Consider the following 19,098-nt stretch of genomic DNA (forward strand, 5'->3'; position numbering starts at 1 on the left):
CATGCGCAGGGTGTGACGAGGTTCGTTGAGATCGGTCCGGACGCCGCGCTGACCGCCGTAGGACCGGACTGTCTGCCGGAGGACGCGGCCGCGGCCTTCATCCCGCTACTCCGTCGCGAGCAGCCCGAAGTGCTGTCTGTGGCAGTCGGGTTGGCGCGGTTGCATGCGCATGGCGGTACGGTCGACTGGGCGTCGTATCTGCCCGCCGCGGCCCGGGTGGACCTGCCCACCTACGCCTTCCAGCACCGCCGCTACTGGCTGGAATCAGCACCCAGCGGCAACCTCGCCGCCTCGGGACTGCTCCCGGCCGGGACCCCGCTCCTCGGTGCGGCCACCGCGCTGGCCGGGTCCGACGCCTATCTGCTCACCGGGCGGCTCTCGGTGGTGTCCCAGCCCTGGCTGGCCGACCACCGTGTCTCCGGCGCGATCGTGCTGCCCGGCGCGGCGTTCGTGGAGCTGGCGGTGCAGGCCGCCGACCGTGTCGGTTGCGACCGGGTCGAGGAACTCGTGCTGCAAGCGCCGCTGGTGCTCACCGACCCGGGAGCGGTCCGGCTGCAACTGGCCGTCCGTGAGGCCCAGGACTCCGGCCGGCGCGCCCTGGAGATCTACTCACTGGCGGAGGACGCGTCCGAGGACGAGCCGTGGACGCTGCACGCCACCGGCACCCTCGCCGTCGGCCCGCACGAAGTCGGCGCCGCCGAAGAGGTGTGGCCGCCGCGGGACGCCACCCCGGTAGCCGTGGATGCCGCTTACGCCGATCTCGCCGCTCGCGGCCTCGGCTACGGCCCGGCGTTCCAGGGGCTGCGGGCTGCCTGGCGGCGCGGCGGCGAGATCTTCGCCGATGTCGCCCTGCCCGATGAACTCCGCGACAGCGCGGGCGCGTTCGCGCTGCACCCCGCGTTGCTGGACGCGGCCCTGCACGCGCTCGCGCTCACCGACGACACCGGCACCGCGCGGCTGCCGTTCTCCTGGGCCGGGGTTCGGCTGCACGCCGCCGGAGCAGCCGCGGTGCGGGTGCGGCTCGCCCCCGCCGGCGAGGGCGCCTTCGCGCTGGACCTGTTCGACGGTGCCGGTGCTCCGGTCGCCTCCGTCGAGTCGCTCACCCTCCGTGCCGCCACCGGACAGGAAACGAGCCGCGTACCCCGGGACTCCCTGTTCCGGCTGGACTGGGACACCGTCCCGGCCCCCACCGGACCGGCCGTCGGTCGGTGGGCGGTGCTGGGTGCGCCGCCCGAGTCCCTGGCCGCCGACCTGCGGGCCACCGGGGTCGACCTCGCGGGTGACGACGCCGCCGACCTCACCGTGCTGGTCGTTCCGGTGGGGCAGCCCGTCGAAGAGGTCACCTCGACCGTGCTGCGGCAGGTGCAGGACTGGCTGGCCGACAGCGCGGCGCCCGCTCGGCTGCTCGTGGTCACCACCGGGGCGGTCGCCACCGAACCCGCCGACCCCCCGGCAGACCCCGGAGGCGCGGCGGTGTGGGGGCTGTTGCGCGCCGCGCAGGCCGAACAGCCCGAGCGGATCGTGCTGGCCGACCTCGACGACACCGGCGAGTCCCGCCGCGCACTGTCCGCCGTGCCGGTTGCTGAGCAGTCCGAACTCGCTCTGCGCGGCGGCCTGTTGCGTACGCCCCGGCTGGTCAGGCCCGGGCTGCTGCCGCCCGTGGAGCCGCACTGGCGGCTGGCCGTCACCCGCCCGGGCACCCTGGACAACCTCGCGTTGGTGCCCGCCCCGGCCGCGGCGGCCCCGCTGGGGCCCGGTCAGGTGCGTATCGAGGTGCGGGCCGCCGGGCTGAACTTCCGTGATGTGCTCATCGCCCTCGGCATGTACCCCGGTGAAGTGGCTCTCGGTGGCGAGGGCGCCGGTGTGGTCGTCGAGGTCGCCGCCGACGTCACCGACCTCGCTCCGGGCACTCGGGTCACCGGCCTCTTCGGTGACGCGTTCGCCCCGGTCGCGGTGGCCGAGCGGGCGGCCGTGGCACCGGTTCCGGACAGCTGGACGTTCGAGCAGGCCGCCGCCATGCCGATCGCCCACCTCACCGCCCGGCTCGGCCTGGTCGAACTCGCCGGGCTGCGGGCCGGGGAGAAGGTGCTGATCCACTCCGCGGCCGGCGGCGTCGGCATGGCCGCCGTACAGCTGGCCCGGCACCTCGGTGCCGAGGTCTACGGCACCGCGAGCGAGAGCAAGTGGCAGGTGCTGCGCGAACTCGGCCTGGACGACGCGCATATCGCCTCCTCGCGGGACACCGGCTTCGCCGCGAGGTTCGGCCCGGTGGACGTCGTACTGAACTCGCTGTCCGGGGAGTTCGTCGACGCCTCGGCGGGACTGCTGCGCCCCGGTGGCCGGTTCCTGGAGATGGGCAAGACCGACCTGCGTGACCCGGCCGACTTCCCGGACATCGACTACCTGCCGTACGACCTGATGCAGCTGCCGCCGCGGGAGATGCAGCGGCTGCTGGTCGCGGTGCTGGAGCTGTTCGCGTCGGGCGCGCTGACCGCGCCGACGCCGTCCGTGTGGCCGGTGTCCCGCGCGGTGGACGCGTTCCGGTTCCTCAGCCAGGCCCGGCACACCGGCAAACTGGTGCTCACCCTGCCCCGCCGGCTCGACCCCCGGGGCACCGCCCTGATCACCGGCGGCACCGGCACCCTCGGCGGGCTGGTCGCCCGCCATCTGGTACGCGAGCACGGCATACGGCACCTGCTGCTGACCAGCCGCCGTGGCAGCGCCCCCGAACTGGAGGCCGAGCTCACCGAACTCGGCGCCGATGTACGGGTGGTGGCCTGCGACGCCGCCGAACGCGAGGACCTGGCAGCGTTGTTGGTCGGCATACCCGCCGAACACCCGCTCACCGCCGTGGTGCACGCGGCCGGCGTCTCCGACGACGGGTTGTTCACCGCGCTCACCCCGGAGCGGCTGGCCGCCACGCTGCGGCCCAAGGTGGACGCCGCGCTGCACCTGGACGAGCTGACCCGCGGCCAGGACCTGGCCGCGTTCGTGCTGTTCTCCTCGGCCACCGGCACCCTCGGCGGCCCCGGCCAGGCCAACTACGCCGCCGCCAACGCCTGCCTCGACGCACTGGCCGGCCGGCGACGCGCCGCCGGGCTGCCCGCCCAGTCGCTGGCCTGGGGGCTCTGGGCCCCACCCAGCGGTATCACCGGCGAACTCTCGGCGGCGGACCTGGCCCGGATGGCTCGCGCCGGAGTGCAGGCGCTCTCCGCCGAGGAGGGGCTGACACTGTTCGACACGGCGCTCGCCGTCGACGAACCGGTGCTGCTACCGGCCAAGGTCCGCTTGCGCACCGCCGACCCCGCGCTGCTGCCACCGCTGCTGCGCGGCCTGCTACGCGGCCCCCGGCGTCGTACCGCCGCGGCCACCGGACCCGGTACGGCCACCCGACCTGCCCAGCTCACCGCCGAGGAAGTGCTGACGCTGGTGCGTGCCGAGACGGCCGCCGTCCTCGGCCACGCCGACGCCGAGGCCGTCGACCCGCAGGCCGAGTTCCGTGCGCTCGGTGTGGATTCGCTGTCCGCGGTGGAACTACGCAACCGGCTCACCGCGGCCACCGGCACCGCCCTGCCCGCCACCCTGGTGTTCGACTATCCGACCCCGGCCGCGGTCGCCGGACACCTGCGCCAGGACTCGCCCGAGGAAACGGCAGCCCCGGCCGCGCCGATCCCGGCCGGTTCCGGTGCCGGCACCGACGAGCCCATCGCGATCGTCGGCATGGCCTGCCGGTTCCCGTCGGACATACGCTCCCCGGAACAGCTGTGGCGGTTCCTGCTCGACGGCGGTGACGGCATCACCGAGTTCCCGGCCGACCGCGGCTGGGACCTGGACTCGCTGTTCGACGCCGATCCCGACCGGCCGGGCACGTCCTACACCCGGCACGGCGGATTCCTGCGCGCCGCCGCCGACTTCGACGCCGACTTCTTCGGCATCAACCCGCGCGAGGCGCTCGCCACCGACCCGCAGCAGCGGCTGCTCCTGGAGACCTCCTGGGAGACCTTCGAACACGCCGGGATCGACCCGACCGCGGTGCGCGGCAGCCGGACCGGGGTGTTCGTCGGTGTGATGCGCCAGGACTACGGCCCGATGCTGCACCACGCCGCCGAGGGAGTGGAGGGGTACCGGCTCACCGGCAGTGCGGCCAGCGTCGCGTCCGGCCGGCTCGCCTACGCGTTCGGCCTGGAGGGCCCCACCCTGACCGTGGACACCGCCTGCTCGTCCTCGCTGGTGGCCCTGCACCTGGCTGCCCAGGCGCTGCGCCGCGGCGAGTGCGACCTGGCGCTGGCCGGCGGCGCCACCGTGATGGCCACCCCCGGGCTGTTCGTGGAGTTCTCCCGGCAGCGCGGCCTGGCCGCCGACGGCCGCTGCAAGTCGTTCTCGGCCGCCGCCGACGGCACCTCGTGGTCGGAGGGCGCCGGGATGCTGCTCGTGGAGCGGCTCTCCGACGCACGCGCCGCCGGGCACCCGGTACTGGCCGTGGTGCGCGGCTCCGCGGTCAACTCCGACGGCGCGTCGAACGGGCTCACCGCCCCCAACGGCCCGTCCCAGCAGCGGGTGATCCGCACCGCGCTGGCCGCGGCCGGACTGTCCACCGGGGACGTCGACGCGGTGGAGGCGCACGGCACCGGCACCACCCTCGGCGACCCCATCGAGGCCCAGGCCCTGCTGGCCACCTACGGCCGGGGCCGGGACGGCGAGCCGCTGTGGCTCGGGTCGGTCAAGTCCAACATCGGGCACACCCAGGCCGCCTCCGGTGTCGCCGGGATCATCAAGATGGTCCTCGCCCTGCGAGAAGGGCTGCTGCCCCGCACTCTGCACGTCGGCGAGCCCAGCCCGCACGTGGACTGGGCCGCCGGCGCGGTGTCCCTGCTGACCGAGGCACGGCCCTGGCCGGAGACCGGCCGGCCCCGCCGCGCCGCGGTGTCCTCGTTCGGCGTCAGCGGCACCAACGCGCACATCGTCATCGAGCAGGCCCCGGCCGAGGCACTGCCCGAGCCGCCGGCCCGGACGCCCCTGCCGCTGCCGGTCGTGCTCTCCGCCCGTACCGAGACGGCCCTGCGCGCACAGGCGGCCAGCCTGCTGACCCACCTCGGCGACCACCCGGACGTCGAACCGGCCGCGCTGGCCCACTCGCTGCTGACCACACGAGCCGCGCACCCGCATCGGGCCGCGCTGCTGACCGGTCTCCACGCCGGGGATGCCCACGCCGGACTGACCGGGCCCCACGCCGGACTGGCCGCCCTCGCCGACGGCACCCCCGACGCCGACGTGGTCACCGGCTTCGCCGCCGACGCTGGGAAACTGGCCTTCCTGTTCCCCGGCCAGGGCTCCCAGCGTCTGGGGGCAGGCCGCGAACTGGCCGCCGAGTTCCCCGCCTACGCCGAGGCGTTCGACGCGGTGTGCGCCGAACTCGACCGGCACCTGCCCCGGCCCCTGCGCGAGGTACTGTTCGCCGCCGAGGGCAGCCCCGAGGCCGCCCTGCTCGACCGTACCGACTTCACCCAGGCCGCGCTGTTCGCCGTGGAAGTCGCGCTGGTCCGGCTCACCGAGAGCTGGGGCCTGCGCGCGGACCTGGTGGCCGGCCACTCCGTCGGCGAGATCGTCGCCGCACACATAGCCGGAGCGCTCACCCTGCCCGACGCCGCCACGCTGGTCACCGCGCGCGGCAGGCTGATGGCGGCGGCCACGGCGGGCGGCGCGATGGTCGCCGTCCAGGCCACCGAGGCCGAACTCGCCCCGCTGCTGGCCGAGTACGCCGGGCAGGTGCGGCTGGCCGCCGTCAACGGCCCGAGTGCGGTGGTGGTGTCCGGCGACGCCGACGCGGTCTCCGAGATCGGTGCGCACTGGCGCGAACAAGGCCGCCGTACCCGCCGGTTGCGGGTCACCATGGCACCGCACTCCCCGCACGTGGACGGCATCCTGGCCGAGTACCGGGAGATCGTCACCGGCATCCCGTTCACCGCGCCACGGCTGCCGGTCGTGTCCACGGTGACCGGGGCACCGCTGTCCGAGCGGGAGATCACCGACCCGGAGCACTGGGTGGCCAACGTCCGGGACGGCGTACGGTTCCTGCCCGCGGTGCGCGCCCTGGCCGAGGCCGGGGCCACCGCGTTCGTCGAGATCGGCCCGGCCGCGGCACTGACCGCGATGGCCCGGGACTGCCTGAGCCCGACCGATCGCGACGGCGAACCCACCGCCGGAACGGTCGTGCTGCCCACCCTGCGCGACGGCCGGGACGAGATCCCGGCCCTGCTGGAGGCACTGGCCCGGCTCCATGTGCACGGCATCTCCGCGGACTGGGCGGCGGTCACCGAAGGCCGCGCGCCGACGCCGGTTCCGCTGCCCACCTACCCGTTCCAGCACCGCCGGTTCTGGATGACCGGCGAAACGGCTGCCGACGCCGGCGTGGCCGGTCTGGGCACCGTCGGGCACCCGCTGCTCGGCGCGGCCGTCACGCTCGCGGACGGCGCCGGGGTGCTGTTCACCGGGCGGCTGTCCACCACCGCCCAGCCCTGGCTGGCCGACCATGTCGTGGCCGGCCGGATCGTGCTGCCCGGCACCGCGTACGTCGAACTCGTCGCCCGCGCCGGGGACGAACTCGGCTGCGGCAGGATCACCGAACTCACCCTGGACGCGCCACTGGTACTGCCCGAGCGGGGCAGCGCCGCACTGCAACTGGTGCTCGGCACGCCCGACGACCAGGGCCGCCGGGCGGTGACCCTGTACTCCCGGGCCGAAGCGGGCACCACCGAAGAGCCGTGGACCAGGCACGCCACCGGCACCGTCGAACCGGCGGACGACAGCGCGCCGCCGCTGGGCGAGTGGCCGCCGGCCGAGGCGTACGAGGCGACCGAGACCGAGTGGGATGGTCCGGGCGGGCTGTACGAGCTGCTGGCCGACCGTGGCCTGGCCTACGGACCGGTGTTCCAGGGCCTGCGTCGGGTCTGGCGGCGCGGCGCGGAGCTGTACGCCGAGGTCGCCCTGCCGGAACCGGCCGAGCCCACCGGCTTCGGGGTGCACCCGGCGCTGCTGGACGCCGCGTTGCACGCGATGGCCACCGACCCGGAGGCGACCACGGCCGCCATGCCGTTCGCCTGGACCGGGGTGACCGTCCGGCAGCCCGGCGCGGACTCGCTACGGGTGCGGCTGACCCCGGCCGACGGCGGCTTCGCCATCGCGGCGTACGACGGCTACGGCGCCCCGGTGCTCACCGCGGACAGCCTCGTGCTGCGCCCGATCCCCGCCGAACTGAGCGCCCAGGACTCCGGGACCGAGGCACTGCACACGGTGGACTGGACGCCGGTGCGCACGGGCGCCGCGGGCCCCTCCCTGGCCGAGCCGAGCACCGGCACCGAAGACCCCCGGCCCGTCCGACTCGGCGCCGACCTCGACCTCACCGCGGTGACCGACCCCGGGCAGTGGCTGCTGGCCGCGTTGCCCGCCGCCGGGAACGACCCGGCCGCGATCGCCACCGCCACCCACCGGGTGCTGGCGTTGCTGCGCGCGTTCCTGACCGAGGAACGGTTCGCCGGCACCACACTCGCACTGCGCACCAACGGAGCCACCGACGGCGCCGACCTGGGCGCCGCCGCCGTCTGGGGCCTGGCCCGCTCCGCGCAGTCGGAGAACCCGGGCCGGATCGTGCTCCTTGACAGCGACGGCAGCCTGCCCGACCCCGTGGCCCTGGCCACCGGCGAGCCCCAACTGTCCGTCCGGGACGGCGCGGTGCTCGTGCCCCGACTGGTCCGCGCCGGTGCCGGCGAGCCCGCCGTATGGCACCCGGAGGGCACGGTGCTGATCACCGGCGGCACCGGCGCGCTCGGCTCGGTGCTGGCCCGGCACCTCGCCGCCGAGCACGGCGTACGGCACCTGCTGCTCACAGGACGCCGTGGCCCCGACGCCCCCGGCGCCGCGGAGCTGGTCGCCGATCTCGCCGAACTCGGCGCCACCGCCGAGGTGGTGGCCTGCGACGTGGCCGACCGGGGCGCGCTGGCCACGGTGCTGTCCGGCATCCCCGACGCGCACCCGCTCACCGCCGTGGTGCACGCCGCCGGAGTGCTGGACGACGGGATGCTCGCCGCGCAGACCCCGGAACGCATCGACCGTGTGCTGCGGCCCAAGGCGGACGCCGCACTGCACCTGGACGAACTGACCCGTGATCAGGACCTGGCCGCGTTCGTGCTGTTCTCCTCGGCCGCCGGGATCCTGGGCAGCCCCGGGCAGAGCAACTACGCCGCCGCCAACGCGGTCCTCGACGGCCTCGCGGCCCGCCGCCGATCGGCAGGCCTTCCCGCCGTGTCGCTGGCCTGGGGCCTGTGGGCCGGAGGCATGGGCGACACGGCCGACGGCACCGCCCGGCAGCGCATCGAACGCCTCGGTGTGGTGCCGCTCCAACCGGCCGAGGGCATGCGGCTGTTCGACGCCGCCGTACCCGGCGAGAACGCCCTGGCCGTCCCGGTCCGCCTGAACCTGGCCGCACTCCGCGAGCAGGCCCGCACCGTCCCGCCCGCCCCGGTGCTGCGCGGGCTGGTCCGTGTCCCGGCCCGCCGCGCCACCGGCACCGGCACGCTCCAGGCGGCGTTCGCCGGGATCGACGAGGCCGCCCGCGGCAGGCTGGTGCACGACACCGTGCGTACCGCGGTCGCCGCCACCCTCGGCCACGGCAACGCGGCCGAACTGGGCGACCGGCGCGCCTTCACCGACCTCGGTTTCGACTCGCTGACCTCGGTGGAACTCCGCAACCGGCTGGCCGCCGGCACCGGACTGACGCTCCCCGCCACGCTGGCCTTCGACCACCCGAGCATCGCGGCCACCGCCGCATACCTGCTGCGCAGGCTCACCGCGGCCGCCGCCCCGGCGCCCACCGCACCCAGCCGCACCGGCCCTGCCGACGAACCGATCGCCATCATCGGCATGGCGTGCCGCTACCCGGGCGGAGTGCGCTCCCCGGAGGACCTGTGGCGGCTGGTGACCGCGGACGGCGACGGCATCTCGCCGTTCCCCACCGACCGCGGCTGGAACACCGAACAGCTCTACGACCCCGACCCCGACCGCGCCGGGCGCACCTACCTCACCAAGGGCGGATTCCTCCACGACGCAGCCGAGTTCGACGCGGGCCTCTTCGGGATCTCGCCGCGCGAGGCCCTCGCCATGGACCCGCAGCAGCGGCTGCTCCTGGAGACCTCCTGGGAGGCACTGGAACGCACCGGCATCGACCCGCTGTCACTGCGGGACACCAACACCGGCGTGTTCGTCGGCGTCATGTACCACGACTACGCCACCCGGCTCCCAAGCACTCCACAGGACGTCGAGGGCTACCTCGGCGCGGGCACCGCGGGCAGCGTCGCCTCCGGCCGGATCGCATACACCTTCGGCCTGCAGGGGCCGGCGGTCACCGTCGACACCGCCTGCTCCTCCTCGCTGGTCACCCTCCACCTCGCGGCGCAGGCGCTGCGGGCGGGGGAGTGCTCCATGGCGCTCGCCGGCGGCGCGACCGTGATGTCCACCCCCGGCACCTTCATCGAGTTCTCCCGGCAGCGCGGACTGGCCGCCGACGGCAGGGTGAAGGCGTTCTCCGCGGACGCGGACGGCACCGTCTGGTCGGAGGGCGTCGGCCTGCTGGTGGTGGAGCGGCTGTCCGACGCGCGCCGCAACGGCCACCGCGTCCTGGGTGTGCTGCGCGGCTCGGCGGTGAACCAGGACGGCGCCTCCAACGGGCTCACCGCCCCCAACGGCCCCTCGCAGGAACGGGTGATCCGCACCGCACTGGCCGCCGCCCGACTGTCCCCCGCGGACGTGGACCTGGTGGAGGCGCACGGCACCGGAACCGCGCTGGGCGACCCGATCGAGGCCCAGGCGCTGCTGGAGACCTACGGCGCCGACCGCGAACAGCCCCTGTGGCTCGGGTCGGTGAAGTCGAACATCGGGCACACCCAGGCCGCCGCCGGTGTCGCCGGCGTGATCAAGGTCGTACAGGCGATGCACCACGGGGTGCTGCCACGCACCCTGCACATCGGCGAACCGACCTCGCACGTGGACTGGTCGGCCGGTGAGGTGCGGCTGCTCACCGAGGCGCGGCCGTGGCCGGAGCGCCAGGGGCCGCGGCGGGCGGCGGTGTCCTCGTTCGGGATCAGCGGCACCAACGCCCATGTGATCATCGAGCAGGCCCCGGAGGTTCCGGCCCCGCAGCCGGCGCCCCGGCGAGTGGTGCCGGTGCCGCTGTCCGCCAACACCGAGGCCGCACTGCGTGCCCAGGCCGGCCGGCTGCGCACCTGGCTGACCACCCAACCGGATGCCGGAATTCCCGAGTTGGCGGCCGCCCTGACCACCGGACGCTCCGCGCTGACCCACCGTGCCGTGGTGGTCGCGGCCGACCACCAGGACCTGCTCGGCGGACTGACCGCGCTGACCGCCGGGGACACCGCACCGCACATCGCCACCGGAACGGCCGAGGCCACCGGCCGCACGGTGTTCGTGTTTCCGGGGCAGGGTGCGCAGTGGGCGGGGATGGCGGTGGAGTTGCTGGAGTCGTCGCCGGTGTTCGCGGAGCGGTTGGGCGAGTGTGCTTCGGCGTTGGACGAGTTCGTGGACTGGTCGTTGGTGGGTGTGTTGCGGGGGGAGGTGGGTGAGCCGTCGTTGGAGCGGGTGGATGTGGTGCAGCCGGTGTCGTTCGCGGTGATGGTTTCGTTGGCGGCGTTGTGGCGGTCGTTCGGGGTGGAGCCGGATGCGGTGGTGGGGCATTCGCAGGGGGAGATCGCGGCTGCGTGTGTGGCGGGGGCCTTGTCCCTGCGCGACGCCGCGCTGGTCGTCTGCGTGCGGAGCAGGCTGATCGCCGAGGAACTGGCCGGACTCGGCGGGATGGCGTCAGTGACGCTGCCCGCCGACGAGGTGACCGCCATATTGCCCTCGGGTGTGACGGTCGCCGCGGTCAACGGCTCCGCCTCCACGGTGGTCTCCGGTGACCCGGCGGCCCTGGACCGGCTGCTGGCCGACTGCGAGGAGCGAGGCACACGGGCTCGTCGTATCGCGGTGGACTACGCCTCCCACTCCCCGCAGGTCGAGCGCATCGAGGCACGACTGGTCGAGGCCCTCGCGGAGGTGCGCCCGTGTGCGGCGGACGTGCCGATGTTCTCCACGGTCACCGCCGACTGGGTCGAGCCCGCCGCGCTGGACGCGGAGTACTGGTACCGCAACCTCCGTCAGACAGTTCGTTTCGAAGCAGCCGTGCGCGCACTGGCCGAGCAGGGCCACCGTGGCTTCGTGGAGGTCAGCCCCCACCCCGTGCTGACGCCCGGCATCGACCAGACGCTGGACGAGGTGACCGTCGTGGGCTCGCTGCGCCGCGACGAGGGCGGCCTCGACCGTTTCCTGCTCTCCGTCGCCGAGGCCCAGGTCGCCGGGCTGCCGGTACGGCTTTCCGCCGCCTTCGACGGCACCCGGCCCGCACTGCCGGACCTGCCCACCTACGCCTTCCAACGGCAGCGCTACTGGCTGTCCGCCCCGGAGCACACCGGCACCGACGCGGCGGACGGCACGTTCTGGGCGGCGGTCGACCCTGCCGACCCCAAGGCACTGGCCGACCTGCTCGGTGTGCCCGCTGAACCCCTCGCCGAGGTCCTGCCCGGACTGGCCGCCTGGCGCGCCGCCCAGGAAGCGACCGCCACCACCGACAGCCGGCGCTACACCGTGGGCTGGCGGCCCGTCGAGGCCACCGAGGCGATGCTGAGCGGCACCTGGCTGGTGGTCGGCCCGGACACCCCGGTCCTGGCCGAGGACTGCGCCGCCGTGCTCACCCGCGCCGGGGCCGAGGCCCGCGTGGTCGACCGGGGCACCGCCGCGGCCGAGGCCGGCACCGTGACCGGGGTGGTCTCGCTGCTCGGCCTGGCCGAGGGCCCGCACCCGGACCACCCCGCCGTGCCCGCCGGACTGGCCGCCACCCTCGACCTGGTGCGCGCCCTCGCCGACACCGGCACCGCACTGTGGCTGGTCACCTCCGGCGCGGTCGGCGCCACCCCGGCCGACCGGCTGCCGCACCCCGAACAGGCCATGCTCTGGGGCCTGGGCCGCACCCTCGCACTGGAGCAACCGAAACTGTTCGGCGGCATCGTCGACCTGCCCGAGGACCCGGGCCGTGGGCTGGACCGGCTGGCCGCGCTGCTGGCCGGCACCGAGGACCAGGCCGCCGTACGCGACACCGGGGTGCTGGTGCCGCGCCTGGCGCACGCCCCGCTGGGCGGGCGCACCCCGGCCAGGCCGTGGCAGCCCACCGGCACCGTGCTGGTCACCGACGGCCTCGGCCCGATGGGGCTGCCGGTGGCCCGCTGGCTGGCCGGCAACGGAGCACAGGCGTTGGTCCTCACCTCCGACGACCCGGCCGCCGGCGCGCCGGACGACCTCGGTGTCCCGGTCACCGTCAGCACCTGCGACCCGGCCGACGAAACCGCGCTCGCCGACCTGCTCGCCGCGATCCCGGCGGACACACCGCTGACAGCCGTGGTGCACACCGCGGGCACGCTGCGCTCCGGCCCGCTGGCCGGCACGGACCTCGCCGAAGTCGCGGCCACCCTCGACGCCAAGGTGCGCGGCGCGGCCAACCTGCACCGGCTCACCGGCGAGTTGGACGCGTTCGTGCTCTTCTCCTCCGTCGCGGCCACCTGGGGCGGCAGCGAACAGGGCGCGTTCGCCGCGGCCAACGCCTACCTCGACGCGCTGGCGCAGCACCGGCAGGCCCACGGGCTGCCCGCCATCGCCGTCGCCTGGGGACCATGGGAGGGCGCCGGGTTCGGTGCGGCGGACGCCGACACCGAGGCCCGGCGCCGTGAGGAACTGCGCCGCCGGGGCGTGCTGGCGCTGCCCCCGCAGGAGGCGCTCGCGGCACTGGCCGACGCGGTGCGGCACGCCGACACCAACGTGACCGTGGCCGACGTGGACTGGGCCGGTTTCGCACCCGCGTTCACCGCCGCCCGTCCCAGCCCGCTGCTGGGCGACCTGCCCGAGGTACGGGACGCGCTCACCGCGGTCACCGGCGAACCGGACGCCGCCGAGTCCCGGCTCGCCGACCGGCTCGGCGCGCTTCCCGAGGCCGACCAGCAGCGCGAACTCGTCGAGCTGGTACGCCGGGAGGTCGCCGTCGTACTCGGGCACGGCGACCCGGACGCCCTGCCCACCGGACGGCCGTTCACCGACCTCGGTTTCGACTCATTGGCCGCGGTCAACCTGCGCAACCGGCTCGGCGCGGCCACCGGCGTACGCCTTTCGGCCAGTGCCGTGTTCGACCATCCGACCCCCGCCGGACTCGCCGACCACCTGCGCAGGCAGCTGGTGGTGCCGGCCGCGGCCGCCGTCGGCTCGCTGGACGAGGAACTCGACCGGCTGGCCGGAGTGCTGGCCGAGGTGTCAGGCGAGGACGACCGGCGGCGGGCCCTGACCCGGCTACAAGGACTGGTCGGCCGGCTGACCCCGCGCGCCGACGGCGACCGCGAGTCGGTCACCGAGCAGCTCGGGGCCGCGAGCGACGAAGAGATCTTCCGGTTCATCGACTCGGAGTTGAGCTGATCATGAGTGATGTCGACCGTCTCCGCGACTACCTGCGTAAGGTCACCGTCGACCTGCACGAGACCCGGCAGCGGTTGCGGGACTACGAGCAGCGCGACACCGAGCCGGTGGCCATCGTCGGCATGGCCTGCCGCTTCCCCGGCGGCATCGCCTCGCCCGAGGACCTGTGGGAGGTGGTGGCCTCGGGGCGCGACGTGATGTCGGCCTTCCCCACCAACCGGGGCTGGCCGCTGGACCGCCTCTTCGACGCCGACCCGGACCGGCCCGGCACCACCTACGTCAAGGAAGGCGGGTTCCTGCACGACGTGGCCGACTTCGACGCCACGTTCTTCGGTATCTCGCCGCGCGAGGCCCTCGCCATGGACCCGCAGCAGCGGCTGCTCCTGGAGACCTCATGGGAGGCGCTGGAGCGGGCCGGCATCGACCCGCTGTCGCTGCGCGGCAGCCGGACCGGTGTGTTCGTCGGCAGCGGCGCTCAGGACTACGGGATGCTCGCCGCGCAGGCCGCCGAGGACCTGGAGGGCTACCTGCTGACCGGCAACGCGATCAGCGTGCTGTCCGGACGGCTGTCGTACACGCTCGGCCTGGAGGGCCCCGCGCTGTCCGTGGACACCGCCTGCTCGGCCTCGCTGGTCGCCCTGCACCTGGCCCGCCAGTCGCTGGCCCGCGGCGAGTGCTCGCTGGCGCTGGCCGGCGGAGCGTCGGTGCTGTCCACCCCGGCCGGGTTCGTGGAACTGTCCCGGCAGCGCGGCCTGGCCCCGGACGGCCGCGCCAAGGCGTTCGCCGAGGCCGCCGACGGCACCGCCTGGGCCGAGGGCGCCGGGATCCTGGTGGTGGAGCGGCTCTCTGACGCGCGCCGCAACGGCCACCGCGTGCTCGCCGTGGTGCGCGGCTCGGCCGTCAACCAGGACGGCGCCTCCAACGGGCTGACCGCGCCCAACGGGCCCTCCCAGGAACGGGTCATCCGCGCCGCGCTCGCCGACGCGGGCCTGGCCGCCGCCGACATCGACGCCGTCGAGGCGCACGGCACGGGGACCGCGCTGGGCGACCCCATCGAGGCCAACGCGCTGCTCGCCACCTACGGCCGCAACCGGCCCGCCGACCGCCCGCTGTGGCTGGGTTCGCTCAAGTCCAACCTGGGCCACGCGGGTGCGGCCGCCGGGGTCGGCGGCATCATCAAGACGGTGATGGCGCTGCGCGGCGACCGGCTGCCGCGCACCCTGCACGTGGACGCGCCCACCTCGGAGGCGGACTTCGCCTCCGGCGCGGTGGCGTTGCTCACCGAGGAGCAACCCTGGCCCGAGACCGGCCGCCCGCGCCGTGCCGGCGTCTCCGCGTTCGGCATCAGCGGCACCAACGCACACGTACTCCTCGAACAGGCCGACGAGTTCGAGGCGCCGGAGCCGGATCAGAACGGCTCCGCCGACGGCCGGGCCGCACCGACCGGAGCGACGGCCCCGGAGGCGAGGACCGGGCAGACCGACATGACGGCCTCGGAGCGTACGGCCGTGCCGGTCTCGCGCGGTGCGACCGGACGGACCGACGCGACGGCCTCGGATCGTACGGCCGCGGCGGCCGACGCTACCGCCTCGACCGGCAGGCCCGCGCCGGTGCCCCTGGTGGTCTCCGCCCGCACCCGGGAGGCCCTGCACGCCCAGGCCGAACGCCTGCTGCCCCTGGTACGGCGCGGCATCCCGCTGCCCGACCTCGCCGCGGCCCTGCTGCACTCCCGCGCCGCACTCGAACACCGCGCCGTGGTCGTCGCCGCCGACGCGGACACCGCCGCCGCCGGCCTGGCCGCCCTGGCCACGGGCACGTCGCACGACACCCTGGTCAGCGCCACCGCCGCACCGGACGACCGGGTGGTGTTCGTGTTCCCCGGCCAGGGCTCCCAGTGGGCGGGCATGGCCGCCGAACTCCTCGACTCCGCCCCGGTGTTCGCCGCGCACCTCGCCGAGTGCGACACCGCGGCCCGCGCCTTCGTGGACTGGTCCCTCACCGACGTACTGCGCGGGGCGCCCGGGGCGCCCGACATGGAGCGCATCGAGATCCTGCAACCGGTGCTGTTCGCCGTGATGGTGTCGCTGGCCGAGCTGTGGCGCTCCTACGGCCTCACCCCGGCCGCGGTGGTCGGCAGCAGCCAGGGCGAGATCGCCGCCGCCTACACGGCGGGGGCTCTGACCCTGCACGACGCGCTGAAGATCGTCGTGCTGCGCAGCCAGCTGTTCGCCGACGAACTGCGCGGCAACGGGGCAGTGGTGTCGGTGGCCGCGCCCGAGGAGCAGGTCCGCGCCCGGCTGGCCGCCCAGGGCGGCGCGCTGCACATCGGCGGGGTCAACGGCCCCAACGCGGTCACCGTGGTCGGCGAGCCGGCCGGGCTCGAGCGGTTCGTCGCCGAGGCCACCGCCGACGGGCTGCGCGCCCGGCTGGTCGCCTCCACGGTCGCCTCGCACTGCGACCAGGTGGACCCGCTGCACGACCGCATCGTGGACATGTTCGCCGGCGTACGGCCCACCGCCACCGAGGTGCCGTTCTGCTCCACCGTCACCGGCACCTTCACGGACACCGGCACCCTGGGCGCGGAGTACTGGTTCGACAACGCCCGCCGGCCGGTGGCCTTCGACCCGGCCGTGCGCACTCTGCTGGCCGCCGGGTTCCGGTTCTTCGTCGAGGTCAGCCCGCACCCGGTGCTGGTCACCGCCGTGCAGGAGATCGCCGAGGACGCCGGCACTGACGCCGTTGCGGTCGGTTCGCTGCGCCGGGACCAGGGCGGCCCGGACCGCTTCCTGCGTTCGGTGGCCGACGCGTACACCCGCGGCGCCCCGGTCGACCTGGGCACCGCCCTGGCAGGCCGGGACACCGCCTGGGTGGACCTGCCCACCTATCCCTTCCAGCGGCAGCGCTACTGGCCGGACCCCGACCCCACCGCCGCCACGGCAGCGTCCGATCCGATGGAGTCCGGCTTCTGGGAAGCGGTCGAGAAGGCCGACCTGGCCGGCCTCAGCGACGCCCTGGAGCTGGACACCGCACCGCTGGCGGCCGTTCTGCCCGCGCTGTCGGCGTGGCGGCGGCAGCGGCGGGAGCAGTCCGTCATGGACTCCTGGCGTTACACCCTGGACTGGCGGCCGGTACCCGACCCCGCGAGCGACCGGCTGGCCGGGGACTGGCTGGTCGCCGTACCCCCCGGGCACACCGGGCCGGAACCCGACGCGCTGGCCCGGCACGGCGCCCGGGTGATCCGGGTCGAGGTCACCGCAGGGCCGCCGGACGCGGAAGCCCTGCGCACCGCGCTGGCCGGCGTGCAACCCACCGGTGTCCTGGCCCTGTTGAGCTGTCCGGCCGCGGTGGCCCTGGTCCGCGCCCTCGTCGAAGCGGGCGTGGCGGCCCCGCTGTGGTTCACCACCACGGCAGCGGTGGCCCTGGACGCCGAGCCGGACGGCGACCCCGACCGGGCCGGACTGTGGGGCCTGGCCCCCACCGTGTCCCTGGAACACCCCGCCCTCACCGGCGGCATCGTCGACCTGCCCGCCCAGGCCGACGAACGGGCGCTGACCCGCTGGTGCGCGGCGCTGTCCGGGCGGACCGGCGAGGACCAACTGGCCGTCCGCCCGGCCGGGCTGTTCGCCCGCCGCCTGGTGCGCAGCCCGCTCACCGCACCGGCCGGCGCCGCATGGCGGCCCACCGGCACCACCCTGGTCACCGGCGCCGACACCGCCGTCGGCGCGGCCACGGCCCGCTGGCTGGCCGCGGCGGGCGCCCCCGCGCTGCTGCTGCCCGTCGATCCGGACGCCACCGTGGCCGCGGACATCGTCGCCGAACTGCGCGACCTGGGCACCGAAGTACATACCGCCGCCTGCGACCTGACGGACCGTGAGGCGGTCGCCGAACTGCTCGCCGGGCAGCCGGTCACCGCCGTGATGCACACCGCCGTACCGCTGGCCGAGGCGCCGCTGACCGCCCTCGACGGCACCGCCGCCCCCAACCCCGGGGTCACCGCCGCCCGGCATCTGCACGACCTCACCCGCGACACCCCGCTCACCGCGTTCGTGCTGTTCTCCTCCGTGTCCGGCACCTTCGGCGGCGTCGGGCAGGCCGGCTATGCCGCGGCCGCCGCCGCGCTGGACGCCCTGGCCGAACACCGTGCCGCGGCCGGGCTGCCCGCACTGTCGGTGGCCTGGGCACCCTGGGACGACCCGGCCGACACGAGCGGGACGGCGGCCACCCGCCGGGAACGGCTGGCCGGCCGCGGCATCGCGGTCCTCGACGAACACCGTGCCCTGGCCGCGCTCGGCGCCGCGCTCACGGCGGGGGACACCCGTCTGCTGCTGGCTGATGTGGACTGGCCGCGGTTCCGCGCCGCGTACACCTTCACCGGACCGCGCCCGCTCATCGCCGAGTTCACCCCCCAGCGCGGCCGCCGTGAGACCACCGGGCCGGCCGCCCCGGACGCCGGCCGGCTGGCCGCCCTGCCCGCCGCCGAGCGGTACGGCGCGCTGCTGGCCGCGATCACCGGGCAGGCCGCGGCCGTCCTGGGCTTCGCGGACGGCTCCGCGATCGACCCGGGCCGCCGCTTCCTCGAACACGGCTTTGACTCGCTGACCACCCTGGAGCTGCGCAACCGGCTCTCGGCGGCCACCGGGGTACGGCTGACCGCGGCCACCCTCTTCGAGCACGACACCCCCGAGGCGCTCGCCCGTCACCTGCAGGGCGAACTCGGCCCGGACCCGGCCGACACCCCCGGAGCCGGGATGTTCGCGAGCCTGTGCCGCGAGGCGACCGCAGCCGGGAAGACCGGCGAGTTCGTCGAAGTGCTGAGCGCCGCCGCCAAGTTGCGCGCCACCTTCGGCTCCGCCGAGGAGGCCGGCCCGCTGCCCGGACCGGTGGAGCTGACCGCACACGACGAAGGCCCGGTGCTGGTCTGCCTGCCCACCGTGCTGGCCACCTCAGGACCGCACCAGTACGCCCGGTTCGCCGCCGGACTGCGCGACCGGCACGCGGTGTCGGCACTCGCTCTGCCCGGCTACCTCGACGGCGAACCGCTGCCCGCCGACCGGCCCGCCGCCATCGAGGCCGTCACCCGGCAGGTGGAGGCGGCGGCGGGGGAGCGGCCGGTGGTGCTGGTCGGCTACTCCTCGGGCGGCCTGCTGGCCGACGGCGTCGCCGCCCGGCTGGCCGCGCGGGGCCGGCCGGCCGCCGGACTGGTCCTCATCGACACCTTCGTCTTCGGCCCCGAACTCCCCACCGACGGCGCCGCCCTGTTCGAGGAGATGTTCGCGAGGCTGGCCGAGAACGGCGCGGTCACCGACGCCCGGCTCACCGCGATGGGCGGCTATCTGCGGCTGCTCACCGACTGGGAACCCGCCGACTCCGCCACCCCGGTCCTGGTGGCCCGGGCCACCGAGCCGCTCACCGGGTTCGACCGCCCGCCGGCCTCCTGGGCGTTCCCGCACGACGTGGTGGAGCTGGCCGGCGACCACTTCACCGTCCTCGAAGAGCACGCCGACCGTACTGCCCAGGCGGTGCACGAGTGGTTGGAGAAAC

At 75.3% G+C, this 19,098-nt stretch carries 1 protein-coding gene and 2 pseudogenes; all 3 read left to right on the forward strand.

The genetic code is table 11. The features are described from left to right. Nucleotides 1–216: 216 nt before the first annotated feature. Nucleotides 217–1,119 (forward strand): annotated as a pseudogene (locus tag ACZ7OO_RS32595) (polyketide synthase dehydratase domain-containing protein); the annotation flags it as partial. 96 nt (nucleotides 1,120–1,215) lie between these two features. Next, nucleotides 1,216–13,557, forward strand: a complete 12,342-nt coding sequence (locus ACZ7OO_RS32600) for a type I polyketide synthase (RefSeq protein WP_471510544.1) — start codon at nucleotides 1,216–1,218, stop codon at nucleotides 13,555–13,557. A 2-nt stretch (nucleotides 13,558–13,559) separates the two neighbouring features. Beyond that, nucleotides 13,560–19,076 (forward strand): annotated as a pseudogene (locus ACZ7OO_RS32605) (SDR family NAD(P)-dependent oxidoreductase); the annotation flags it as partial. Nucleotides 19,077–19,098: the final 22 nt, after the last annotated feature.

This window comes from Streptomyces sp. NPDC111744, assembly GCF_055634995.1.